General features: G+C 72.1%; 21 protein-coding genes. 13 read left to right on the top strand and 8 right to left on the bottom strand.

All coding sequences use genetic code 11. The features are described from left to right. Nucleotides 1-120: 120 nt before the first annotated feature. The 5 genes from pcaH to pcaC are packed head-to-tail and all read left to right on the top strand — an operon-like array spanning nucleotide 121 to nucleotide 4,108. The gene (gene pcaH / locus E4K62_RS17300) at nucleotides 121-981 is read left to right on the top strand and encodes a protocatechuate 3,4-dioxygenase subunit beta (protein ID WP_135069942.1); all 861 of its coding nucleotides are present in this window, start codon (nucleotides 121-123) and stop codon (nucleotides 979-981) included. Beyond that, nucleotides 981-1,553 (top strand): protocatechuate 3,4-dioxygenase subunit alpha, encoded by a 573-nt coding sequence (gene pcaG / locus E4K62_RS17295; protein WP_135069939.1) that lies wholly within the window; start codon nucleotides 981-983, stop codon nucleotides 1,551-1,553. The genes pcaH and pcaG overlap by 1 nt, the downstream gene beginning before the upstream one ends. Next, nucleotides 1,543-2,940, top strand: coding sequence for a lyase family protein (locus tag E4K62_RS17290; RefSeq protein ID WP_240742746.1), 1,398 nt, complete (start codon nucleotides 1,543-1,545; stop codon nucleotides 2,938-2,940). The genes pcaG and E4K62_RS17290 overlap by 11 nt, the downstream gene beginning before the upstream one ends. Beyond that, nucleotides 2,937-3,713, top strand: a complete 777-nt coding sequence (locus tag E4K62_RS17285) for an alpha/beta fold hydrolase (protein WP_135069936.1) — start codon at nucleotides 2,937-2,939, stop codon at nucleotides 3,711-3,713. The genes E4K62_RS17290 and E4K62_RS17285 overlap by 4 nt, the downstream gene beginning before the upstream one ends. Further along, nucleotides 3,710-4,108: a 4-carboxymuconolactone decarboxylase gene (gene pcaC / locus E4K62_RS17280; protein ID WP_135069933.1), complete on the top strand. Its 399-nt coding sequence runs from the start codon at nucleotides 3,710-3,712 to the stop codon at nucleotides 4,106-4,108. The genes E4K62_RS17285 and pcaC overlap by 4 nt, the downstream gene beginning before the upstream one ends. Nucleotides 4,109-4,125: 17 nt before the next feature. Here the strand turns inward: pcaC and E4K62_RS17275 are convergent, their stop codons facing one another. After that, nucleotides 4,126-5,625 carry a peptide MFS transporter gene (locus tag E4K62_RS17275; protein ID WP_135069931.1) on the bottom strand — a complete coding sequence of 500 codons (1,500 nt, stop codon included), beginning with the start codon at nucleotides 5,623-5,625 and terminating at the stop codon, nucleotides 4,126-4,128. A 119-nt stretch (nucleotides 5,626-5,744) separates the two neighbouring features. Between E4K62_RS17275 and E4K62_RS17270 the strand changes: the two genes are divergently transcribed. Further along, complete coding sequence (locus E4K62_RS17270; RefSeq protein ID WP_374108122.1) at nucleotides 5,745-7,070, top strand: MFS transporter; 1,326 nt, start codon at nucleotides 5,745-5,747, stop codon at nucleotides 7,068-7,070. 114 nt (nucleotides 7,071-7,184) lie between these two features. On the opposite strand, the gene E4K62_RS17265 is transcribed toward E4K62_RS17270, so the two are convergent. Further along, on the bottom strand, nucleotides 7,185-7,589 hold the full coding sequence (locus E4K62_RS17265; protein WP_135069925.1) for a MerR family DNA-binding transcriptional regulator: 405 nt from the start codon (nucleotides 7,587-7,589) through the stop codon (nucleotides 7,185-7,187). A 49-nt stretch (nucleotides 7,590-7,638) separates the two neighbouring features. Here E4K62_RS17265 and E4K62_RS17260 point away from each other — a divergent pair, with 49 nt between their 5' ends. Then, nucleotides 7,639-8,853, top strand: a complete 1,215-nt coding sequence (locus E4K62_RS17260; RefSeq protein ID WP_135069921.1) for an MFS transporter — start codon at nucleotides 7,639-7,641, stop codon at nucleotides 8,851-8,853. 140 nt (nucleotides 8,854-8,993) lie between these two features. Here E4K62_RS17260 and E4K62_RS17255 read toward each other — a convergent pair whose 3' ends face one another. Continuing rightward, nucleotides 8,994-10,445, bottom strand: a complete 1,452-nt coding sequence (locus E4K62_RS17255; protein ID WP_261799205.1) for an MFS transporter — start codon at nucleotides 10,443-10,445, stop codon at nucleotides 8,994-8,996. 78 nt (nucleotides 10,446-10,523) lie between these two features. On the opposite strand from E4K62_RS17255, the gene E4K62_RS17250 reads away from it, so the two are divergent. From E4K62_RS17250 to E4K62_RS17240, 3 genes are all read left to right on the top strand, one after another. Next, nucleotides 10,524-11,228, top strand: coding sequence for a GNAT family N-acetyltransferase (locus E4K62_RS17250; RefSeq protein ID WP_135069918.1), 705 nt, complete (start codon nucleotides 10,524-10,526; stop codon nucleotides 11,226-11,228). A gap of 166 nt (nucleotides 11,229-11,394) precedes the next feature. Next, entirely contained in the window at nucleotides 11,395-12,609 is a 1,215-nt protein-coding gene (lhgO, locus tag E4K62_RS17245) for an L-2-hydroxyglutarate oxidase (protein WP_135069916.1), read from the top strand. Between the two features lie 76 nt (nucleotides 12,610-12,685). After that, on the top strand, nucleotides 12,686-13,597 hold the full coding sequence (locus E4K62_RS17240; protein ID WP_135069913.1) for a cyclase family protein: 912 nt from the start codon (nucleotides 12,686-12,688) through the stop codon (nucleotides 13,595-13,597). Nucleotides 13,598-13,696: 99 nt separating this feature from the next. Here E4K62_RS17240 and E4K62_RS17235 read toward each other — a convergent pair whose 3' ends face one another. Continuing rightward, the gene (locus E4K62_RS17235; RefSeq protein ID WP_135069910.1) at nucleotides 13,697-13,900 is read right to left on the bottom strand and encodes a multidrug transporter; all 204 of its coding nucleotides are present in this window, start codon (nucleotides 13,898-13,900) and stop codon (nucleotides 13,697-13,699) included. A 27-nt stretch (nucleotides 13,901-13,927) separates the two neighbouring features. After that, the gene (locus tag E4K62_RS17230) at nucleotides 13,928-14,737 is read right to left on the bottom strand and encodes an SDR family oxidoreductase (RefSeq protein WP_135069907.1); all 810 of its coding nucleotides are present in this window, start codon (nucleotides 14,735-14,737) and stop codon (nucleotides 13,928-13,930) included. 186 nt (nucleotides 14,738-14,923) lie between these two features. Between E4K62_RS17230 and E4K62_RS17225 the strand changes: the two genes are divergently transcribed. Continuing rightward, nucleotides 14,924-15,778: a hypothetical protein gene (locus tag E4K62_RS17225; RefSeq protein ID WP_135069904.1), complete on the top strand. Its 855-nt coding sequence runs from the start codon at nucleotides 14,924-14,926 to the stop codon at nucleotides 15,776-15,778. 135 nt (nucleotides 15,779-15,913) lie between these two features. Then, on the top strand, nucleotides 15,914-17,299 hold the full coding sequence (locus tag E4K62_RS17220) for a glycine--tRNA ligase (RefSeq protein ID WP_135069901.1): 1,386 nt from the start codon (nucleotides 15,914-15,916) through the stop codon (nucleotides 17,297-17,299). Nucleotides 17,300-17,311: 12 nt separating this feature from the next. Here the strand turns inward: E4K62_RS17220 and E4K62_RS17215 are convergent, their stop codons facing one another. The 3 genes from E4K62_RS17215 to E4K62_RS17205 form a co-directional block, all read right to left on the bottom strand. Then, entirely contained in the window at nucleotides 17,312-17,881 is a 570-nt protein-coding gene (locus tag E4K62_RS17215; protein WP_135069898.1) for an HhH-GPD-type base excision DNA repair protein, read from the bottom strand. Beyond that, nucleotides 17,878-19,518 carry a glycosyltransferase family 2 protein gene (locus E4K62_RS17210; RefSeq protein ID WP_167747833.1) on the bottom strand — a complete coding sequence of 547 codons (1,641 nt, stop codon included), beginning with the start codon at nucleotides 19,516-19,518 and terminating at the stop codon, nucleotides 17,878-17,880. Before E4K62_RS17210 ends, E4K62_RS17215 begins: the two co-directional genes overlap by 4 nt. Nucleotides 19,519-19,615: 97 nt before the next feature. Continuing rightward, a complete protein-coding gene (locus E4K62_RS17205; RefSeq protein ID WP_135069893.1) occupies nucleotides 19,616-20,944 on the bottom strand; it encodes a glutamyl-tRNA reductase in 1,329 nt (442 codons plus the stop codon). Nucleotides 20,945-21,107: 163 nt separating this feature from the next. Here E4K62_RS17205 and E4K62_RS17200 point away from each other — a divergent pair, with 163 nt between their 5' ends. Next, a complete protein-coding gene (locus E4K62_RS17200; RefSeq protein ID WP_135069891.1) occupies nucleotides 21,108-21,941 on the top strand; it encodes a class I SAM-dependent methyltransferase in 834 nt (277 codons plus the stop codon). The last annotated feature ends 43 nt before the right edge of the window (nucleotides 21,942-21,984 follow it).

Raw genomic sequence — 21,984 nt, 5'->3', positions numbered from 1 at the left:
CTCTAGTCCAGTGCCGGGAGTCCCCCGTCCCTGCTTGATTCCCACTCGGTGAGAATGAAGGCCGGAGCGCGCGGCGACGGATGCGACCCTGGACACGACAGGTGAGTCAAAGGAGTCCACATGACCTCAGCGCAGCCCGACGCGCCGGAGCGGGGAGCGTTCTCGTCGCCCGCGGAGCCGACCGCCGCAGCACCCGAATCGCTGCTGGCCTCGCCCGATATGCCGTCGCAGAACCAGATCACGCAGGAAATCGTCGATTACCACGCCGCCGCGCAGCGCCGTGTCGACGCCGGCGAGAAGCTCCCGATCAGCCTGCACGACTTCCCGCCGTACCGCTCCAGCCTTCTGCGCCACCCGACGAAGAACCTCAAGCTCGTCGACCCGGAGACGATCGAGCTGTGGTCGCCCGCCTACGGCCAGCGCGATGTCGCCGCGATCGAGGCCGACCTGACCCTGCAGCACACCGGCGAGCCGCAGGGCGAGCGCATCACGGTGCGCGGGCGCCTGCTGGACTCGTGGGGCCGCCCCGTGCGCAACCAGCTCATCGAGATCTGGCAGGCCAATGCGGCAGGCCGCTACATCCACCAGCGCGACCAGCATCCCGCGCCCCTGGACCCCAACTTCACCGGCGCCGGTCGCACGATCACCGACGACAACGGCGAGTACCTCTTCACGACGATCAAGCCGGGGCCGTACCCCTGGAAGAACCACGTCAACGCGTGGCGCCCCGCGCACATCCACTTCTCCATCTTCGGCTCGGGCTTCACTCAGCGCCTCGTCACCCAGATGTACTTCCCGGGCGACCCGCTGTTCCCCCTCGACCCGATCTACAACACGATCTGGCGTCAGGAGGACCGCGACCGCCTGATCGGGATCTACGATCACGACCTGTCGGTGCCCGAGTTCTCGATGGGGTACCGCTTCGACATCGTCGTGGACGGCCCCGACGCGACCTGGTTCGAGCCCGAGGGAGAGCACTGATGGCCATCCGCCGCCCCCAGGAGCCCAAGACGCACGAAGCCACCGGCGGCCAGACCGTCGGCCCGTTCTTCGCGTTCGGGCTCGACTACGCCAAGAAGCACGAAGTCGTCTTCCCGCACAGCCCCGGCGCGATCGTGCTCGGCGGCACCGTGTACGACGGCGCCGGTGCGCCGATCCCCGACGCGGTCGTGGAGATCTGGAGCGCCGACGCGAACGGTCAGGTCCCGCGCAATCAGGGCGCTCTCCGCCGTGACGACCACACCTTCACCGGCTTCGGACGTTCGGCGACCACGGATGTCGGGCATTACGAGTTCTGGACGTGCAACCCCGGACCGGTCGACGGCGGGGCGCCGTTCTTCTCGGTCGTCGTGTTCGCGCGGGGTCTCCCCGACAAGCTCGTGACGCGCATCTACCTGCCCGAGTACGAGGAACTGCGCGAGAAGGATGCCCTGCTGTCCTCTCTCGAGCCCGAGGAGCGCGCTACGCTCATCGCAACACGCACGTCCGACGGCCATCTGCACCACGACATCTGGCTGCAGGGCGAGAAGGAGACCGTCTTCCTTGCCTTCTGATGCATCCGCCGGCCCCGCACGCGCTGTGGACGCCGGACTGCTGTCTCCGGTGACCGTCGGTCACGACGAGGCGGTGACGGATGCGGCGGTCCTCGGCGCGCTCGTCGAGGTCGAGGCGGCGCTGACGCGGGCCTACGTCCGGCTGGGCATCGCCCCGGCGGAAGCGGCGGAGGCCGTGGCGTCGGCGGGGGAGCGCGTCGGCTCCGACGTGCCGCGGCTGGCCGCCGCATCCGTCGCGGGCGGGAACCCCGTCATCCCGCTGGTGGGGATGCTGCGGGAGCACGTGCCCGGCGAGCTGCGGGTGTGGGTGCACCGCGGTGCCACCAGCCAGGACATCCTCGACTCGGCCCTCATGCTCGTCGCGCGCCGTGCGGTCGGCGACATCCAGGTGTCGCTGCGCGCGGTGGATGCGGCGCTGGCGGCGTTCGCCGCCGCCCACCGCGGCGACGTGGCTGCGGCCCGGACGCTCACGCAGCATGCCGTGCCCACGACCCTCGGGCACCGCGCCGGCATGTGGCTGCGCGGTGTGCGCCGGGCCGCCGACCGGCTCGCCGAGGCGGGCGACCGCCTGCCCGCGCAGCTCGGGGGCGCCGCCGGCACCCTGGCCTCCTTCGTGGAGATCGCCGGAGCAGGCGACGCCACCGCGCTGCCCGCAGCATTCGCCGACGAACTCGGGCTCGCCGCCCCCGACGCGCCCTGGCACACCGTCCGCTGGCCCGTCACCGAGCTCGGCGACGCCCTCGTCCAGGCGATCGACGCCGTCGGCGTCCTCGCCGCCGACGTCGCCACCGCCAGCCGGACCGAGATCGGCGAACTGGCCGAGGGCACCGGCGGCGGATCCTCCGCGATGCCGCAGAAGCAGAACCCCGCCGCATCCGTGCTGGTGCGCTCGGCCGCCCTGCGCGCCCCGCAGCTGGGTGCGACGCTGCACCTGGCCGCAGCGTTCGCCGTCGACGAGCGCCCCGACGGCGCGTGGCACGCCGAGTGGCCGACGCTGCGCGAGCTGCTCCGCCTCGCACTGGGCGCCACGGCGACGGCGGCGGCCCTGGCCGCAGGACTGCGCGTGGACGCCGAGGCCCTTGCCTGCAACGTCGCCGCGACCGGCGGGCTCCTCGTCGCAGAGCGGCTCTCCCTCGTCCTGGGACCCGTTCTGGGCGCCGCCCGCGTGTCGGAGCTCGTGCGCGCCGCCGCACAGGGGGACGACCTCGCCGCGCTGCTGTCGGCAGAACCCGCCGTCCGCACTCTCGCGGAGGAGCGTGGCGCATCCTCTTCCGGCGCGTTCGTGACCGCGCTGCTCGATCCGGCCGGCTACACCGGTCTCGCCGAGAAGTTCGTCGACGACGTCGTCGCCCCGAAGCACCCCGCCGCAGGACAGGAGAACGCATGAGCACCCCGCCGATCTCGCTGAGCGCACCCATCGGGCCCGCTGACGCCCCGCTGCTGGTGCTCGGTCCGTCACTGGGGACATCCACCGTCCTGTGGGAGACCACGGCGCCCGCCCTCGCCCAACGGTACCGGCTGCTCACGTGGGACCTCCCCGGGCACGGAGAGGCGCCGCCGGCGACGGAGCCCTTCACCGTCGCCGACCTCGCCGATGCGGTGGCCGACGCCGTCCCCGGGCCCTTCCTGTACGCCGGCGTGTCCCTCGGCGGATGCGTCGGACTCGAGCTGCTCCTGCGGCACCCCGACCGCGTGCGCGCCGCCGCACTCCTGTGCACCGGCGCGGCGATCGGCACGAACGACGGGTGGCAGGAGCGGGCCGCGCAGGTCCGTGCGCAGAGCACGTCGACGCTCATCATCGGCTCGGCCCAGCGGTGGTTCGCGCCCGGGTCGATCGAGAAGAACCCCGACATCACCGGGCGCCTGCTGCGGGTGCTGCAGGAGACCGACGACGAGAGCTACGCGCTGTGCTGCGAGGCGCTCGCCGGATTCGACGTGCGCGACCGGCTCGGCCGGATCACCGCCCCCGTGCTGGCGGTGTGGGGCGCCCATGACGGCGTGACGCCGGAGGAATCCGCGCGCGAGATCGCCGAGGGCGTCCGCAACGGGCGCGCCGCCGGCATCGCGGATGCGGCGCACCTCGCGCCGGCGGACGACGCGGCGGCCACCGCATCCCTCCTGCGCGACTTCTTCGACGACGTCTCGGGGGCCCGCGCATGACGCGCCCGGCCGGCGAGGGGCTGAGCGACCAGGAGCGCTACGACCAGGGCATGGTCGTGCGGCGCGAGGTGCTCTCCGACGCGCACGTGGATCGCGCCGTCGCGGGCACCACCGAGCTCACCGCCGACTTCCAGGACTTCATCACCCGGGTCGCGTGGGGCGACATCTGGTCACGCCCTGGCCTGGACCGCCGCTCGCGCTCGGTCGCCGTGCTGACGGCCCTGATCGCCCTCGGGCACCACGAGGAGCTCGCGATGCACCTGCGTGCGGCCCTGCGCAACGGCCTGACGGTGGCGGAGATCCGAGAGGTCATCCTGCAGGCCGGCCTGTACTGCGGCGTGCCGGCGGCCAACACCGCCTTCCGCATCGCCGCCGAGGTCTTCGCGCAGGACTGACACACGTCGGGAGCGCGTCAGCGCACGCCCTTCATGAGGCGCAGCACGGGCCGCGCGGCCAGGAGCAGCGCGATGCCGAGCACGATCGCGATGGCACCCAGCACGGTGAAGTACGGCACCTCATTGCTCGGGTCGTAGAACTGGGCGAGCCATCCGGCGATCGAGGTCCCCAGGGCGACGGAGAGGAAGTACAGCGCCACCATCTGCGTGTGGAAGCGCTGCGGGCCGAGTTTCGTCGACGCCGACAGGCCGACGGGGGAGATGAACAGCTCCGCGAGCGTGAACACCAGGAGGATGGCGACGATCGCCAGCAGTGGCGTGGAGTTGGGGGCGCCGTTGGCCCACGGCAGGAACAGCAGGAACGCCGCCCCCATGATCATCGAGCCGAGCGCGAACTTCGTCGGCGTCGACGGCTGCTTCGGGCCGAGCTTGGTCCACACGGCGGCGAAGACGCCGGAGAGGATGATGACGAAGATCGGGTTGATGGAGTTCACCCACGACACCGGCATCACCCACCCCAGGATGTCGCGGTTCAGCCGCTCGTCGGAGTAGATCGTGACGACGGTGAACTGCTGCTGATACAGCGACCAGAACCCGACGTTCACGACGAACAGCGGGATGAACGCGAACACGCGGGAGCGCTCGGTCGCGCTGATGGCAGAGGAGGTCAGGATGACCGCGAAGTACGCCACCGCGGCCGCGACCGTGACGAGGATCACGATGACGGCGAGGTTCTCGGCGCGGATCACCCCGAGCAGCACGAGCACCACGAGCGCGAGGATGCCGGCCGCGGCGATTCCCACGACCAGCAGCCGGCGGTCGGCCGGCAGTGGATTCGGCACCGTGCGCGAGGAGGCGGGCAGCTGCGTGCGCCCGAAGGAGTACTGCAGCAGGCCCAGGCCCATGCCGACGGCGGCGGCGCCGAAGCCCCAGTGGAATCCGACGGTGGACTGCAGTGCTCCGGTGATGATCGGGCCGAAGAACGCGCCCAGGTTGATGCCGAGGTAGAACAGCGAGAACCCGGCGTCTCGGCGGGTGTCCTCGGCCCGGTACAGGGAACCGACCACCGAAGTGGCGTTGGCCTTCAGGCCGCCGGATCCGACCGCGACGAGGATGAGGCCGACGCCCAGCCCCCACAGCCCAGGCAGCAGAGCGAGGGAGATGTGGCCGGCCATGATCACGATCGCGCTGTAGAACAGCACGCGCTCCGAGCCGAGCAGGCGGTCGGCCACCCATGCGCCCAGGATCGTGGAGAGGTACACCGTCCCGCCGTAGGCGCCGACGATCCCCGCCGCGATCGATCGGTCGATCCCTAACCCGCCCTCGGCGACGGTGAAGTACATGTAGATGAGCAGGATGCCCTGCATGCCGTAGAAGCTGAATCGCTCCCACATCTCCACGCCGAACACATGGGCGAGGGCCCACGGCTGGCCGAAGAACCGCGTGTCGGCGTCGCCGGTGTCGCCTCTCGTGGCGGTGGCGCCGGTGTCGTCACCTCTGTGGGATGAATCCGACATGGCGTCAGGCTAATCCCGGGTCGCCGGATGCACACGGGTCCTGCGACCCGAGGGGGACCCCCGGGCGGGATACGCTGGACGCGGCCGATCCGCGCCGTCTCCTACCACCCCGGAATGCCGTGACCTCCGCTGCGCCCGCTCTGGCCCCGGGATGGCGCGTGTGGCTCGTGTGGGCGGTGGGCGTGGGCGCGTACATGCTGTCGGTGACCAACCGCAGCTCGCTCTCGGCGGTCGGCGTGGACGCGGCGGTGCGCTTCGACGCCGACGCATCCGCCCTGTCGATGTTCGCCGTCGTGCAGCTGGCCGTGTACGGCGGCCTGCAGATCCCCGTCGGACTGCTGCTGGACCGCTTCGGCGCCCGCCCGATCGTGACAGTGGGGATGGTGCTCATGGCGGTGGGGCAGGCCGTCATGGCGCTCGCCTCCGACGTCGGCATCGGCCTGCTCGCACGCGTGCTCATCGGGGCGGGGGATGCGGCGATCTTCCCGAGCGTCCTGCGCGTGATCGCCCTGTGGTTCCCCGCCCAGCGGGCGCCCGTGCTCGTGCAGCTGACCTCCACCATCGGTCAGTTCGGGCAGATCCTGTCGGTGATCCCGCTGGCGCTGCTGCTCCACGCGACCTCCTGGTCGATCGCGTTCGGCGCGCTGGCGGGCATGGGCGTGCTGTTCGCGGTGCTCGCCTTCGCCGTCATCCGCAGCCGCCCGCCCGGACGCACGTCGGACGTCGCCGTCGACACCGACACCGGCGCCATCCAGGTGGTCCGCTCCGCCGCCGACCTGCGGGAGGGGTTCCGGGAGTCGTGGGCGCATCCGGCCACCCGCCTGGCGTTCTGGTCGCACTTCGCCACGCCGTTCGCGGGGACCACGTTCGGCCTGCTGTGGGGGTTTCCGTTCCTCACCGCCGGCGAGGGGCTCTCACCCGCCGCCGCGTCCCTGGTGGTGACCTCGTTCATCGTGTTCCTGATCGCGCTCGGACCGGTCATCGGGGCGCTGTCGATGCGGCATCCGATGCGGCGATCCCGTCTGCTGGTGCTGCCGGCGGTCGCCTTCCAGGCCGCCGCGTGGCTCGCGGTGATCGCGTGGCCGGGCCCCGCGCCGCTGTGGCTGCTGTTCGTCCTCGCCTTCGCGCTGGGCACCGGCGGACCGACCTCGATGATCGCGTTCGACCATGCCCGCACCTACAACCCCAGCCATCGGCTCAGCACCGCCACCGGCATCGTCAACGGCGGAGGGTTCCTCGCGGGCCTCCTGGCGATCCTGTTCATCGGCATCGCGATGGATGCGCAGGGCGCCGGCACGCCCGAGACCTACACCCTCGACGCGTTCCGGATCGCGTTCCTCACGCAGGTGCCGCTGTGGCTCCTGGGTGCGGGCATGATCGTGTTCGAGCGCCGGCGCACGCGCGTCCACCTCGGGCTGGGTGCGCCGCGCCGCCCGCGACGCTGACGCGCGTCGCCCGGCCCCCCGGAATCAGGAGAATCGCCGGAATCAGGACGTATTCCTGCCCCGGCGTCCTGATCTGGGCGATTCTCCTGATCTGGGCGCGCGGGGCGGCGCGGATCACCCTGCGGGGGTGTCGCCCGCGGAGGCGGGATGCCCGACGAGGTCGCCGTGCCGCGTGCGCTGCAGGTATCGCGTGAGGGCGTCTCGGCTGCGCGTGAGGCACGAGATGCGTCCCTCGATGGCGGCGAGCTCGCCGGCCAGCTCCTCCGCGAGGCCGCGGGTGCACTCCGCGGGCGCGGGGGTGTCGTCCCAGCGCTCGATGTCGAGGACCAGTCGCGTCATGCGCGTGGTCAGCCCGGCCGCGATGAGCCCGCGGACCCGTTCGGCCTCGGCGACGGCGGTCTCGGCGTAGGCGCGGTATCCGTTCGCGGTGCGGTGAGAGGTGAGCAGACCCTGCTCCTCGTAGTAGCGCAGCATCCGCGGAGGGATCCCGGTGCGACGCGAGAGTTCGCCGATCCTCATGTGCGGCCCCCTTGACCTTGACACTGATGTCACACTTTAGCGTCGGAGCATGGCTGAATCCCGACCCGTTCCGGTCGCCGTGCGATCCTTTCCTGCCGCCGCGCTCCTGCTGCTGTCCCTGGGTGTCTTCCTGACCGTCACGGCCGAGGCTCTGCCGGCCGGAATGCTCCCGGAAATGGCCGCCGACCTGCGCGTCTCGCCGGAGCAGGTCGGCCTGCTCATCTCGGTGTGGGCCGTGACGGTCATCGTCACCAGCATCCCGCTCGCGCGCGTGATGGCCTTCGTCGACCGGCGCCTGGTCGTCGGCGGGTCGCTGGCGGTGTTCGCCCTGGCGAACGTGGCCACGGCGTGGGCACCCGATTACGGCATCGCCCTGGCCACGCGCGTGGCCGCCGCCGTCGCGCACGGCGTGTTCTGGGCCGTGGTCATGGTCTACGCCACGGCGCTGCTCTCGCCCTCGCACCTGGGGCGCGGGCTGGCGATCGTGACGGCCGGGGGCACGGCCGCCACCGTCGCGGGGCTTCCCGCCGGGACCGTGCTGGCTCAGCTGGTCGGGTGGCGGATCGCCTTCGCGGCCCTGGGCATCGCCGCGCTCGTGATGGCGGTGCTCGTGGTGACGCGGATGCCGCGGCTGCGCCCGCCACGCCCCGACAAAGAGGGGAGTGCGGGCGGGTTCTGGCGCGACCCGTCGCTGCCGGCGATCGCCGCCTTCGGGATCGCCGCCGTGCTCATCGCGCTCGGGCAGTTCGCGACGTTCACGTACGTGCGTCCGCTGCTGTCGTTCGCCGGCTTCGACGAGGGGTGGGCCGCGGCGCTGCTGTTCGTCTACGGCACGGCGGGACTGATCGGCGTCGTGGTGGCCGGGTGGCTGGCGGATCGCTTCCCGCGGGGCGCGTTGGCGGCGACGCTCGTGGTCTTCGCCGTCGCCCTGGCGACGCTGGCCGCGGCGATGTCCACGCCGGCGGCGGTGGTCGTGGCGCTCGTCCTGTGGGGCTCGGCGATCGGTGCGATCTTCCCGCTGCTGCAGGCCACGCTCATGCGCGCGGCCACCGACCGCACCCGCACGCTGGCCAGCGCCGGAATCGTGGTGCTGTTCAACGTGGGGATCGCCATCGGACCGTGGCTCGGCGGTGCGGTGGGCGGAGCATCCGCCCCCCAGGTCACGACCGCCCTCTCCGCCGCAGTCCTGGCCGCAGCAGCCGTCGCCGGAGGGGCCGGGGTGCTCCTCGCCGGCCGCCCGGCACCCGTGCGCGACCGCTCCTGACCCGGGGTCCGGTCGTGCCCGAAATCAGGAGAAATGCCGGAATCAGGAGGGATTGTGCCTCAGGCGTCCTGATCCGGGCGATTCGCCTGATCTCGGCGCGTGACGAGGGGCGCGGGCACGGCGGATGGCGGAGGGCGGGGTCAGCGGCGGGGCGGCTCGGGCAGCGAGGGGTGCCGCTCGATCGAGCTCGGCCGCGCCGGGATGAGCAAGGCCAGCACGAGAGCCACCACGGCGGCGCCGATGCCGAGGACGAACGCCGTCTGGAAGGCGTCGGCACTGGGCACCTGCATCCCCTCGTGCGTCGTCGACATGCTGGCCAGAACCACCCCGACCACCGCGGCGGCCGTGCTCGTCCCCAGTGAGCGCGACAGGGCGTTCAGGCCATTGGATGCTCCGGTCTCACTCGGCGGCACCGAGCGCATGATGAGCATCGGCATGCTGGCGTAGCCGAAGCCGATCCCGAAGCCGATGAGGATGTTCGCCACCAGCAGGTGCCACACCTCGGTCGCCCACGCGAGAGAGAACCCGTAGGCGAGCACGAGCGAGGCGGCCCCGGCGATCAGCAGGACGCGCGGGCCCACCAGGCGGGCGAGCCGGCCGGAGAGCGGGGAGAGGGCCATCATGATGAGCCCGGACGGCATGATCACCAGGCTCGCCGCGAGCAGCGACAACCCGAACCCGACGCCGGTGGCGGCGGGGAGCTCGAGCATCTGGGGGTAGGAGACCTGCGAGCTGAAGAGCGCGAATCCCATCGCCACCGACGCGAGGTTGGTCAGCAGCACCGGCCGGCGGGCGGCGACGCGGAGGTCGAGCAGCGGTTCGGGCACGCGGAGCTCGAACCATCCCCACGCCAGGAGCACGACGACCCCTCCGGCCGCCAGGCCCAGCGTGAGCGGTGAGGTCCAGCCCCACTCATTGCCCCGCGAGACCGCGAGCAGCACGCACAGCAGCCCGACGGCCAGGCCCGCCGCGCCGACGAAGTCGAACCGGCCGGCGGTGCGCAAGACGCTCTCCGGGACGATCCACACCACGAGCACGAGCACGAGAACCCCGAGGGCCGCGGAGATCCAGAACAGGAAATGCCAGTCGGCTTCGTCGGCGATCACGGCGCTGATCGGCAGCCCCAGCGATCCGCCGACGCCCAGGGTCGCGCTGATGAGGGCGATGGCGGAGTCGATCCGGTCTTCATGGAGCACGTCGCGCAGGATCGAGATTCCCAGCGGAACCACTCCGGTCACCGCACCCTGGAACGCCCGTCCCACGATCACCCCGACGATGTCGGTGGACAGCGCCGCGATCACCGAGCCGATCACCATCGCCGCCAGCAGCACCAGCACGATGCGGCGCTTGCCGTACATGTCGCCCAGCCGGCCGGCGATCGGGGTGATCACGGCGGCGGACAGCAGCGTCGCCGTCACCACCCACGCGGTGTCTTCCCGCGGGGCGTCGAGGAGATCGGGGAGCCTCGTCTGGATGGGCACGACGAGCGTGAACATGAACGACGAGCACAGACCGGCCACGGCGAGCACCGCGACGATGAGGGCCTGAGGGGGGAGCCGGGTCAGTCTGCGTCTGTCCCCGTCGCCCGTCACCGATCCAGGCTATCGGGGCGCGACGGGCGAGAAGGTCGCATACGGGCGGTCCAGCGCACTCGGTGCCAGACTGTGCGTGTGAGCGAGCCCTCCGGCATCGAGATCCGCGAACTGGTCGACGTCGCGCAGGTGTACGCCGCCGCCGCCGTGCTCGCCGAGGTGTGGCCGTCCGACCGCCAGGCGCTGCCCGCCCAGGCCCTGCGTGCACTGCAGCACTCGGGCAACTACGTCGTCGGGGTGTACGACGGCGAGCGCATGGTGGGGGCATCCGCCGGATGGTTCGGACCGCCCGCCGAACGCACGATGCACTCCCACGTCACCGGCGTGCTGCCGGAGTACCAGGGACGCGGAGTCGGGCGCGTGCTCAAGCAGCACCAGCGCGACTGGGCGTTCGAGCGCGGGGTGGGCCGCATCACGTGGACCTTCGATCCGCTGATCGCCCGCAACGCCCACTTCACTCTGCGCGTGCTCGGCGCCCGCGTCACCGACTACCTCGTCGATCAGTACGGGGCGATGCCGGATGCGGCCAACCGCGGTGTCCCCTCCGATCGGCTGCTGGTGTCGTGGGCGCTGGCCGAGCCGCCCGCGGCCACCCCCGACGGCGCCGTGGCGGCGGAGGTGCGGATCCCCGGCGACATCGACGCGATGCGGCGGGAGATGCCCGCGGCGGCCGCGGCGTGGCGCAACTCCGTGCGGCGCGGGTTGCAGAGGCACCTCGAGGCGGGGCTCCGCATCGGCGGCTTCGACGACGAACGCGGCTACCTCCTCGTCGACGCCGACTGACGCCGGGCGTCGAGGACTGACGCCCGGCGAGCGCTCGAGGTCGGCGGCTCGGGGGCATGCGGCATCCGCGCCGCTTGCCATCCGGGCGGTTCCCGGGGATGCTGGGACCGGCGGGGGCCGCGGGTGGGACCGCGGCACGAGCCTCGCCGCCTGGGGGAGAGTGCACATGACGGATGCGGCTGACCGCGTCGGCATCGTCGGTGGAGGGATCGTGGGCGTGGCGCTCGCGCGCGAACTGAGCGCGCGCGGCGACCAGGTCACCGTCTTCGAGAAGGAGACCCGGCTCGCGCGGCATCAGACGGGGCGGAACTCCGGCGTCGTGCATGCTGGCCTCTATTACGCGCCCGGGTCGCTGAAGGCGCAGCTGTGCGCGGCCGGACGGGTCTTCATCCGGGAGTTCTGCGAGGAGAAGGCGCTGCCCTACCGTGAGGTGGGCAAGCTCGTGGTCGCCGTGGACGACAGCGAGCGGGAAGCCCTGGCCGAGATCGAGCGTCGCTCGATCGCCAACGGCGTTCCGGGCCTCGCACGCATCGACGACCCGGCTCGGATGCGGGAGATCGAGCCCCACGTCGCCGGCGTCGCAGCGGTGCACTCACCGCACACCGCGATCGTGGACTACGCCGCGATCACCGAGGCGATGGCGGAGGATGTGCGCACCGCCGGCGGCAGCATCCGCCTGGGCCAGGAGGTGACCGCGATCCGCTCGGAGGCGGGGGCTGTCCGCCTGATCACGGCGGCGTCGGACGACGTGTTCGACCGCGTCGTGGTGTGCGCGGGACTGCACTCCGACGTCGTCGCGCGGTACGTCGGCGCAGACCCGGCGCCGAAGATCCTTCCCTTCCGCGGCGAGTACTGGGAGCTCGCGCCCGACCGCACCGATCTCGTGGCGGGGATGATCTATCCCGTCCCCGACCCGCGCTTCCCCTTCCTCGGCGTGCATTTCACGCGGGGCGTGTACGACACCGTCCACGTCGGGCCCAACGCGGTTCCGGCGCTGGCGCGGGAGGGCTATTCGTGGCTGAGCGTGTCGGCGCGGGACACGTGGGAGTCGCTGCGGTGGCCGGGCGCGTGGCCGCTGGCCAAGAAGCACTGGCGCATGGGGGTCGACGAGATCAGCGGATCGCTGCTCAAGCCGCTGTACTACCGGAAGGCCCGGCGCTTCATCCCCGAACTGCGCCTGGCCGACCTGACGCACAAGACCGCCGCGGGTGTGCGCGCGCAGGCGTGGGGGCGCGGAGGAGAGCTGCTGGACGACTTCCAGGTCGACCAGGTCGGCGCCGTCACGCTGCTGCGCAACGCCCCGTCGCCGGCGGCGACCAGTTCCATCGCGATCGCCCGCTACGTCATCCAGAACCACCTCGCCGCCACCGCCCCATCCTGAGCACGCGTCCGGAACCGTGCGGACGATGGCGCCTTCCGGATCGCCGGGTGCGGCCGGGCCTGCCTAGGCTCACGCCATGAGCGAGTATCGCGCGCACGTGGACTTCGATATCCGTTTCGCCAACGGCGGAGGGCTGACCGGCACCGGGTTCCGCCTGGACGTGCCCGCCGCCGATCTCGACGACGACGCCCTGGCCCGGCTCCTCGTGCGTCATCTCGGGCTCGCGCTGGTGGCCGAGGTGACGCTGCGGGATGTGCGGTTCGTCGAAGAGCAGCATCGCGGCAGCCGCGGCGTGGATGCGGCGCCCGCACGGTCGCGGCGGGTCATCGACCTGAGCCATCCCATCCGCGCCGGCCTCGTCACCTACCCGGGGCTGCCGGCCCCGCGGATCGAGCCCCACCTCACGCGGGAGGACTGCCGCGCCCGGTACGCACCCGGGACGGAGTTCGCGATGGATGTCATCACTTTGGTCGGCAACACGGGGACCTATCTCGACTCGCCCTATCACCGGTATGCGGGCGGGACGGATCTGGCCGGGCTCGACCTCGCGACCCTCGTGCGCCTGCGCGCCGAGGTGTTCCACCTCGAGGACGCGTGGGATGCTGCGGCTCGCGGCATCCGTGCGGAAACGCTCGCCGATCGCGACGTGCGCGGGGCCGCCGTGCTGCTGCACACCGGCTGGGACCGGTGGTTCGGCCGGGAGGAGTACGGGCACGGCGCGCCGTTCCTCACCGGCGAGGCCGCCCGGTTCCTCGTCCAGGAAGGCGCCGCGCTCGTCGGCATCGACTCGCTCAACATCGACGACATCGAATCCGGCGGGGAACGCCCGGCGCATTCGATGCTCCTGGCGGCCGGGGTTCATATCGTCGAGCACCTCACGCGGCTCGGCGAGGTGCCCGCTCGAGGCGCCCGCTTCACCGCGGCGCCGCCCGCGGTGGAGGGATTCGGCACGTTCCCGGTGCGGGCGTTCGCCGAGGTCGGGGCCTAGCCGGGCACCGCGGGTGGGATCGCGCAGAACTCAGGAGAAATCGCGCCCCGCAGGTCTGGAACGACCGCGCAGGGCCCGGATCTCCTGAGTTCTGCGCGGTCAGTCCTCTTCGGCGGCGGGGTCGCCCTGACCGGGCCCGGGTCGCACGGCCGCATCCTCGCGGATGTCCACGCGCGTCACACCCTCGCGGTGGGTCACGTCGATGCGGGGTGCGGCGTCCTCCTCGGTCGCGTTCGGCGCCGTCGTCAGCTGATCGGTGCGCTTGTCCTCGTCGCTCTGGGGGTCGCTCTGCGGGTCGCTCATGGATTCTCCTGCGGTCGTCGAAGTGGATCAGCCGGCGTTGCGCCAGTCGTCGCTCGTGAGGTCGGAGCCGGCCTGCGGCCCCATCTGCAGCATCCCACCGTCGACCACCCAGCTCGCGCCGGTGACGTAGGAGGCGGCGGGGGAGGCCAGGAATGCCACGACCGCGGCGATCTCCTCGGGCCGCCCCGGGCGACCGAGGGGGATGCCCGGGCGGTGCGTCTTCTGCGCGTCCTCGGAGTCCATGTCGTTCAGAGGCGTCGCGATCTCGCCGGGGGCGACGGCGTTGACCGTGATGCCCTGGGCGCCGAGCTCCTGCGCCAGGGTCTTCACGAGGCCGCCGAGGCCGTGCTTGGCCGCGACGTAGGCGGCGCTGCCCACGCGGGGCTGATGCTCGTGGACGCTCGTGATCGCGATGATGCGGCCGCCCGTTCCGGCCGCGGCCATCCGCCGCGCCGCGGCCTGGATGGCGACGAAGGCGCCGTCCAGGTTCAGGCCGAGGTCCTGTCGCCAGCCGTCGAGATCGAGGTCGAGGGCGCCGCCGCCCGAGCCGCCGCCGGCGTTGTTGACGAAGACGTCGACGCCGCCGAGCTCCTCGGCGAGGCCGTCGATGACACCGCCCGCGGAGGCGAGGTCGGTGGCGTCGAACCGGGCGATCACGGCGCGACCGCCGCGCGCGCGCACGGCCTCGGCGGTGCGCTCTGCGCCCTCTTCGTCGGAGTGCCACGTGATGCCGACGTCCATGCCCGCTTCGGCGAGGGCGACGGCGCACGCCGCGCCGATTCCCGAGTCCGAGGCGGTGACGATGGCACGGCGGGGGGAGAAGTCGGAGGTGTCCATGGCTCGACGCTACGAGCACGCTTTCCCCTCGCCGACACCCTTTACATCCGTCGCTCCCGGCGTTAGCGTTCCCGCCCCCTCCACGTCGGATGTGCACCACCTCGGCGAGAGTGCACGCAATCCGGTGCGGATTCGCCGGGGTGATGCACTCTCGGCGCGGCGGGGGAGCGCGAGTACCCTGACCGCATGAAGGAGGTCAGGGGCGCGATGCTCGCGCTCGCGGCGGCGGCGCTGCTCGTCGGATGCGGCGGCGCCGGTGCGCAGCCGGAGGGGCTCCCGCCCGGGGTCGAGGTGAGCCTCGTGCAGCAGCGCTCGGACGTGGCGGCGCGGCAGGCGCAGGTGCGCGTGCACAACGACGGCGACGCGCCGGTGACGCTCGGCGCCGTCGAGGTCGCCGATCCGCGGTTCGACGGCGTCGCCGCGCGCGTCGTGGACCGTGCCACGACGCTGGCACCGGGCCGCGGAGTGGACGTCCGCGTGCAGCTGCCGCCGATGGACTGCGCGGCGCCGGATGCTGCCACCACGACCATCGCGATGGAGGTGGAGGTCGGCGACACCGCGTACCGTGCGGAATCCGACATCGTCGACACGCTCGGGTTCCTCCCCGAGCTGTACGCGCGCGAGTGCCTCGCGGATGCGCTCGCCGAGGTCGCGACCGTGTCGATCTCCGGGTTCACGCCGGCCCCCGCCGGCCGCGCGGGCGCGCTGGTCCTGTCGATCGAGCCCACCGGTGCGGGCACCGCCCGGCTGGAAGCGGTCGACTCGACGACGCTGCTCATGTACGCCGCCGGTGCCCCGCCCGCTCCCCACCCGCTCGGCATCGAGATCGGCCCCACCGCATCCGCCCGCACCGTCGAGATCCCGCTGGTGCCGCAGCGCTGCGACCCCCACGTGGTGCAGGAGGACAAGCGCGGCACGATCTTCACCGTCGACGCGGTCGTCGGCGACGTGCGGGGTGAGGTCGACATCCCCGCACCGCCGGAGATGAAGGCGCGCATGCTGTCGTGGGTCGCGGAGTGGTGCGGCTTCGGCGGCGCATGACAACGCGCCAGCTCCGCGAGTGCCGTGCCGCACGGGAGCCCCACAGCAGCGCGGCGAGGGGGCCGGGCGCCGCTCGGTAGAATCGAGGGGCCGAGATTCCGCGGCATCCCACCTCTTGCGACCATTGGAGCCACCGTGGCCGAACAGTCCCGCCTCGACAAGGTCATCGCCCTCGCCCGCCACCGCGGGTTCGTCTTCCAGGCGGGCGAGATCTACGGCGGATCCCGCTCCGCGTGGGACTACGGGCCCCTGGGCACGGAGCTGAAGGAGAACATCCGCCGCCAGTGGTGGCAGACCTTCGTCCGCGGGCGCGGCGACATGGTGGGGCTGGACTCCTCGATCATCCTGCCCAAGCGCGTGTGGGAGGCATCCGGACACGTCGCGACCTTCACCGACCCGCTCGTGGAGTGCCTGCACTGCCACAAGCGCTTCCGCGCCGACAACCTGATCGACGACTTCGAGGCGCGCAAGGGCCGGCCGGCCGAGAACGGGCTCGCGGATGTCCCGTGCCCGAACTGCGGCACGAAGGGGCAGTACACCGAGCCGAAGGCGTTCTCGGGCCTGGTGAAGACGTACCTGGGCGTCGTCGACGACGAGAGCGGCCTGTACTACCTGCGTCCGGAGACGGCGCAGGGCATCTTCGTCAACTTCAGCAACGTGCTCACCGCGTCGCGGCGCAAGCCGCCGTTCGGCGTCGGTCAGGTCGGCAAGGCGTTCCGCAACGAGATCACCCCCGGCAACTTCATCTTCCGCACGCGCGAGTTCGAGCAGATGGAGATCGAGTACTTCACGCCGCCCGCCGAGGCGAACGAGTGGTTCGAGCACTGGGTGGAGGCGTGCTGGAACTGGTTCATCGACCTCGGCATCGACGCCGACAACATGCGCCGCTACGACGTCCCGGCCGAAGACCGCGCGCACTACTCCGACGGCACGATCGACGTCGAGTACCGCTTCGGCTTCCCCGGCAAGGAGTGGGGCGAGCTCATGGGTGTCGCCAACCGCACCGATTACGACCTGAAGAGCCACTCCGAGGCATCCGGTCAGAGCCTGACCTTCTTCGACCAGGCGTCGGGGGAGAAGTACACGCCGTTCGTGATCGAGCCCTCGTTCGGCCTGACTCGCGCCATGATGGCGTTCCTCGTCGACTCGTACGTCGAGGAGGAGGTTCCCAACGCCAAGGGCGGCGTCGATACGCGCACCGTCCTCAAGCTCGACCCGCGCCTGGCTCCCGTGAAGGTCGCGGTGCTGCCGCTCTCGCGCAACGAGCGGCTCTCCCCGCTCGCGCGCGAGGTCGCCGACGGGCTGCGCGGCATGTGGAACGTCGACTTCGACGACGCCGGAGCGATCGGGCGGCGCTACCGCCGTCAGGACGAGATCGGCACGCCCTACTGCGTCACGGTCGACTTCGACTCGCTCGACGACCGCGCCGTCACGGTGCGCGACCGCGACACGATGGCGCAGGAGCGCGTGCCCCTCGACGTCCTCCACGCCTACCTGACCGAGCGCCTCCGCGGCGCCTGACCGGCGCGGGCGCTACTGCTGCTTCGCGGCGGCCTTCATGGCGCGCTTGTGCTCACGCACCTTCGTGAGCGATTCGGGGCTGATGATGTCGGCGACGGAGCGGAACGAGCCCTCCTCGCCGTAGGGGGCGGATGCGTCGCGCCAGCCGGGTCCGTCGAAGCCGCACTGCTTGCCCAGCAGCGCGAGGAAGATCTTCGCCTTCTGCTCGCCGAAGCCCGGCAGCCGCTTCAGCCGCGCGAGCACCTCGGCGCCGGAGGGGGAGCCCTGCGTCCAGATCGCGGCGGCGTCACCTCCCCAGTCCTGCTCGACGGCCGCGCACAGCGCCTGCACGCGACCGGCCATCGACCCGGGGAAGCGGTGGACGGCGGGCGGCGTCTTGAACGCCTCGGCGAACGCGTCGGGGTCGTAGCCGGCGATGGTGGCGGCATCCATCGCCCCGATGCGATCGCGGATCTTCAGCGGCCCGGTGAAGGCTGTCTCCATCGCGATCTGCTGATCCAGCAGCATCCCGACCAGGAGGGCGAGCGGATTGTCGCTGAGCAGCTGGTCGGCGTCGGCGTCGGCGGTGATGTGCAGGCTCATGCTGCCATCCTTCCACCGGCGCCGGAGCCCCGCCGGCGGATGCGGCGCACCGCCCGGCCGGCGCGGCGCACAGCACGGGCCACCGTGTCGCGCGCCTGCCCGCGCGGCCACTCGCGCTTCAGGGCCAGCGTCCCGTCGTCGTTGCCGGTCAGCGTGCACCGGCGGCCGGCGAGCAGGGGCGAGCGTCCGACGGCGTCGACGGTGGCCTGATCGGCCCGCAGCGGCACCGTGACGCTCCAGCCGGCGTGCTGCACGCGCACGCGGAGCGGGCCGCCGCGCGAGGTGCTGCGACGGCTGAAGGTGTGCAGCGGATCGATGGTCAGCGTCGCGGCGTCCAGCCTCCTCGCCACCGGGCCGGGGACGCGGCGGGCGGGGCCGCGCCGGTCGCGCAGGAAGAGCTCGACCTGGTCGTCCCGCAGGTCACGCGTCGCATCGAACGTCTCCTCCGGCAGGACGTCGAGGCCCAGGTGCGCGGGGGGCCGCCACACGAGCGCCCTCGTGGCACCCGAGCCGGCATCCGCGGCACCGTGCTCGGCCGCGACCGGCCGCTCCTCGAACACGAGTGGCTGGTCCCCCACGCGCAGGGCGCCGACGCGGACGGTGAGGACGAGCTTGCCCCGGCGCATCCACCGGGCTGCGGTCAGGTCGGCGCTGCACGTGAGCGCGGCCTCGAACTCGGCCAGGCGGACGAGCTCGTCGCGATGATCGCCGAGCAGCAGCGCCGACCGCACGCGCAGCGGGAAGGCGAGGCCCTGCTGGACGCCGGGCCCGAATCTGCGGCGCGAGAGCGGGATGACGACGTCGAGGAACCGGGCGCGGTAGTCGTCGGGGTAGCGGACCATCCGCCGTCCGCCCAGCCGCTTGAGGATCTTGCCGCGGTACCAGTGCCGCAGGAGTGTGTCGCGCAGCGGGCCCGGGGTGGTGTGCTCCTCCACGATGTCGAGCACGGCCTCCAGGTGGGGGAAGTAGGTCTCCGGATCGATCCGGGACGAGCTGGCACTGCCGGGGTTCTTCAGCCACGCGTAGCAGCGTTCGCTGGAGAGGATGGAGATGGTCGTGGCGGCGAAGTACGCCTGCATCACGAACAGGTGGTCCTCGAGGCGCACCTTGCCGTCGGGGAAGCGGATGCCGTGCTCGCGCAGGAACGAGGTGCGGAAGAGCTTGTGCGGCGTGAGGAGTTCCAGGAGCGGGTCTTTGCCGAGCTGCGCGTGCGGGATGTCGCGCCGGAACATCTGCGGGATGCGCCGGCCGACCCCCACGACCTTGCCGATGACGACGTCGGAGGAGTGACGGTCGGCGTAATCGCACAGGTGCTCCAGCGCTCCCTCGAACAGGCGGTCGTCCTGGTCGGAGAAGAAGACGTACTGCCCGCGGGCGGCGTCGATGCCGGCGTTGCGTGGAGCGCCGGGCCACCCGGTGTGCGGGAGGGTGAGGACGCGCACGTTCGGCCGGCTCTCGGCCACGCGCGCGAGGCGGTCCCGGGTCTCCGGGCCCGAGCCGTCGTCGCACAGGAGCACCTCGAACCGACCGGCGTCGAGTGTCTGCCTGTCCAGCGACGCGATGAGGTCGTCGAAGCCGGCACCGGGCTCGAACACGGGAATGATGACGCTCACCCGTACTGTCGTCGGTTCCGTCACTCGTTCACTCCTCTCATCGGCGTCGGCCGGGAGGCCCGGATCCCGTGCACGACCATCCAACCCGCCGGCTGCGCGAGCGGGTAGGGACTGGATCGGATCAGGCGGCGCCGGTATCGGATGCGGCGGCGTCGGGCTCCTCGTCGGCCACCTCCATGCCGAAGAGCGTCGACAGGGCGGCGAAGTACTCCTCGCCGCGCCCCAGTTCGGCGAGCTCGTGCGCGCGCGCCGTGGGGGCGTGCAGCAGCACGCCGACGAGGTGGCGGAGCGCCTGCTCGGTGCGACCGTCGTCGTCTCCGCGCGCCCGGGCGCGCGCGATCTCACCCTCGAGCACTCCGAACGCGTGCGTGCGCAGCGCGACGATCCCGGGGGTGACGTTGCGGCGCTCGCCGACCACGGCGAAGCGTCGCGCGGCGTCGCGCACGACCTCGCGGGCGGCGTCGGTGGCCTGCAGCTCCTCCACCGGAGCGTGCAGCCGGATGGTCTCCAGATCGAGCAGGTCGACGCCGGGGACTCCGGCCACGTCGGGATCGACGTTGCGCGGCAGGCCGAGGTCGATCACGAGCCGGCGCGCGAGGGGGCCGGCAGGGGGCACCTCGGCTGCGGGGCCGACCGTTTCGGACCCGGTCCGGCCGGCTGCCAGGGTGTCGGCGCTGAGGACGGGATGCTCCGCAGAGGTGCACGTGATGACGAGGTCGGCGTGCGCGGCGACGGACGGATAACGCTCGGCGGCGAGGTTGTGCAGGCCGTACTTCGCCGCGAACTTCGCGCCCCGGCCCGACGGCGAGTACACCGAGATGTCCTGCGCGCCCTGGTCCCGCAGTGCCGCGACGGTGGCGGCGGCGTAGGCGCCGGTGCCCACCAGCAGCACGCGCAGCGCCGACCAGTCGGCGATCCGGCTGTCGGCAAGTTCGAGGGCGAGACGCACGAGCGAGCGTCCGGCGCGGCTGAGGGCCGTGGCGTTCTTCACGCCGCGCTGGGCTTCCGAGGCCCGCTGGAACAGCCGTTCGAGCTCGCCCGAGGTCGTGCCCAGACGACGCGATTCCTTCAGCGACCGGCGCACCTGTCCGGCGATCTCGCCTTCACCGATGACGACCGATTCCAGTCCGGATGCCACGGCGAACAGATGCTCGGCGACCTCGTCGCCGCCGAGGACCCGGTACGAGCCCTCCAGTTCGGCGGCGGAGACGCCGGTGGCCGATTCGATCGCGGCGAGCGTGGCCTCCACGCCGACGACGCGGGAGGCGGTGACCGGTTCATCCATGTCGACGTAGGCCTCGAAGCGGTTGCACGTGGCGACCACGACGGCGCCCTGCACGCATTCGGAGTGCGCCGCGATGAGGGGGGCGACGGGCGTGGAGGGGACGCTGAGGCGCTCGAGGAGCTCGAAGGACGCGGTCTTGTGACTCGCGGAGACGCACAGCAGCACGAGAGGAGATTCTACCCGCGTGCCGCAACCGGGCGGCCCGATGCCTCGACGCCGAGCGATCCGCGCGTGCGCGTGCGTGCGGATCTCCGTGCGGTGCACGGATGCCGCGGTCGCGCACGGGGAGGAGGGTGGGCCGTGTTCGAGCGACAAGGAAGGAACGGACATGACCGATACGCAGACATCCGTCGTCGATGAGGCCGATCGCGCGCTCAAGGCGAAGCATCGTGCGATGTGGGCGTCGGGGGACTATCCGGCGCTCGCGAGCGATCTGATCTGGTCGCTCGGCCCGCGCCTGGTCGATGCCGTCGGCGTCCAGGCCGGCGACCGCGTTCTCGATGTCGCCGCCGGCAGCGGCAATGCCGCGATCCCCGCGGCGCTGCGCGGAGCCACGGTGGTCGCCTCCGACCTCACACCGGAGTTGTTCGACGCCGGTCGCCGGCGTGCACGGGAGGCGGGGGCCGAACTGGAATGGCGCGAGGCGGACGCCGAGGCGCTCCCCTTCCCCGACGATGCGTTCGATGCGGTCGTCTCCAGCGTCGGCGTGATGTTCGCGCCGCACCACGAGCGCTCTGCAACCGAGATCCTGCGCGTCGCGCGCCCCGGCGGACGGATCGGCGTGCTCAGCTGGACGCCGCAGGGATTCGTGGGCCGCATGTTCGCCACGATGAAGCCGTTCAACGCGCCGCCCCCGCCGGGAGCGCAGCCGGCACCGCTGTGGGGCGACGACGCGCACGTGCGCGAGCTGTTCGGCGCATCCGTCACCGACTTCTCCGCCGTGCGCGAGACGGTCACGATCGACCGCTTCGATACGGGCGGCCGGTTCCGCGAGTACTTCGCCTCGCACTACGGGCCCACCATCGCGGTCTATCGGCGCATCGCCGACGACCCCGCGCAGGTGGCGGCGCTGGATGCGGCGCTGGACGCGCTGGCCGATGCGGCGATCGTCGACGGCCGGATGCAGTGGGAGTACCTCCTGGTGACCGCCACCGTGCGGTGACCAGGGCGGCATGCCGGGGGATGGCGGCAATCCGCTGCACGTG

The organism is Microbacterium wangchenii (assembly GCF_004564355.1).
GTDB lineage: Bacteria > Actinomycetota > Actinomycetes > Actinomycetales > Microbacteriaceae > Microbacterium > Microbacterium wangchenii.
The sequence above is the reverse complement of the archived record's forward strand: the minus strand, read 5'-3'. Positions and strand labels throughout refer to the sequence as shown.

Coding starts and splice junctions, on each gene's coding strand:
- pcaH (WP_135069942.1), top strand. CDS start 121: ATGACCTCAGCGCAGCCCGACGCGCCGGAGCGGGGAGCGTTCTCGTCG.
- pcaG (WP_135069939.1), top strand. CDS start 981: ATGGCCATCCGCCGCCCCCAGGAGCCCAAGACGCACGAAGCCACCGGC.
- E4K62_RS17285 (WP_135069936.1), top strand. CDS start 2,937: ATGAGCACCCCGCCGATCTCGCTGAGCGCACCCATCGGGCCCGCTGAC.
- pcaC (WP_135069933.1), top strand. CDS start 3,710: ATGACGCGCCCGGCCGGCGAGGGGCTGAGCGACCAGGAGCGCTACGAC.
- E4K62_RS17275 (WP_135069931.1), bottom strand. CDS start 5,625: ATGTCGGATTCATCCCACAGAGGTGACGACACCGGCGCCACCGCCACG.
- E4K62_RS17265 (WP_135069925.1), bottom strand. CDS start 7,589: ATGAGGATCGGCGAACTCTCGCGTCGCACCGGGATCCCTCCGCGGATG.
- E4K62_RS17260 (WP_135069921.1), top strand. CDS start 7,639: ATGGCTGAATCCCGACCCGTTCCGGTCGCCGTGCGATCCTTTCCTGCC.
- lhgO (WP_135069916.1), top strand. CDS start 11,395: ATGACGGATGCGGCTGACCGCGTCGGCATCGTCGGTGGAGGGATCGTG.
- E4K62_RS17240 (WP_135069913.1), top strand. CDS start 12,686: ATGAGCGAGTATCGCGCGCACGTGGACTTCGATATCCGTTTCGCCAAC.
- E4K62_RS17235 (WP_135069910.1), bottom strand. CDS start 13,900: ATGAGCGACCCGCAGAGCGACCCCCAGAGCGACGAGGACAAGCGCACC.
- E4K62_RS17230 (WP_135069907.1), bottom strand. CDS start 14,737: ATGGACACCTCCGACTTCTCCCCCCGCCGTGCCATCGTCACCGCCTCG.
- E4K62_RS17225 (WP_135069904.1), top strand. CDS start 14,924: ATGAAGGAGGTCAGGGGCGCGATGCTCGCGCTCGCGGCGGCGGCGCTG.
- E4K62_RS17215 (WP_135069898.1), bottom strand. CDS start 17,881: ATGAGCCTGCACATCACCGCCGACGCCGACGCCGACCAGCTGCTCAGC.
- E4K62_RS17200 (WP_135069891.1), top strand. CDS start 21,108: ATGACCGATACGCAGACATCCGTCGTCGATGAGGCCGATCGCGCGCTC.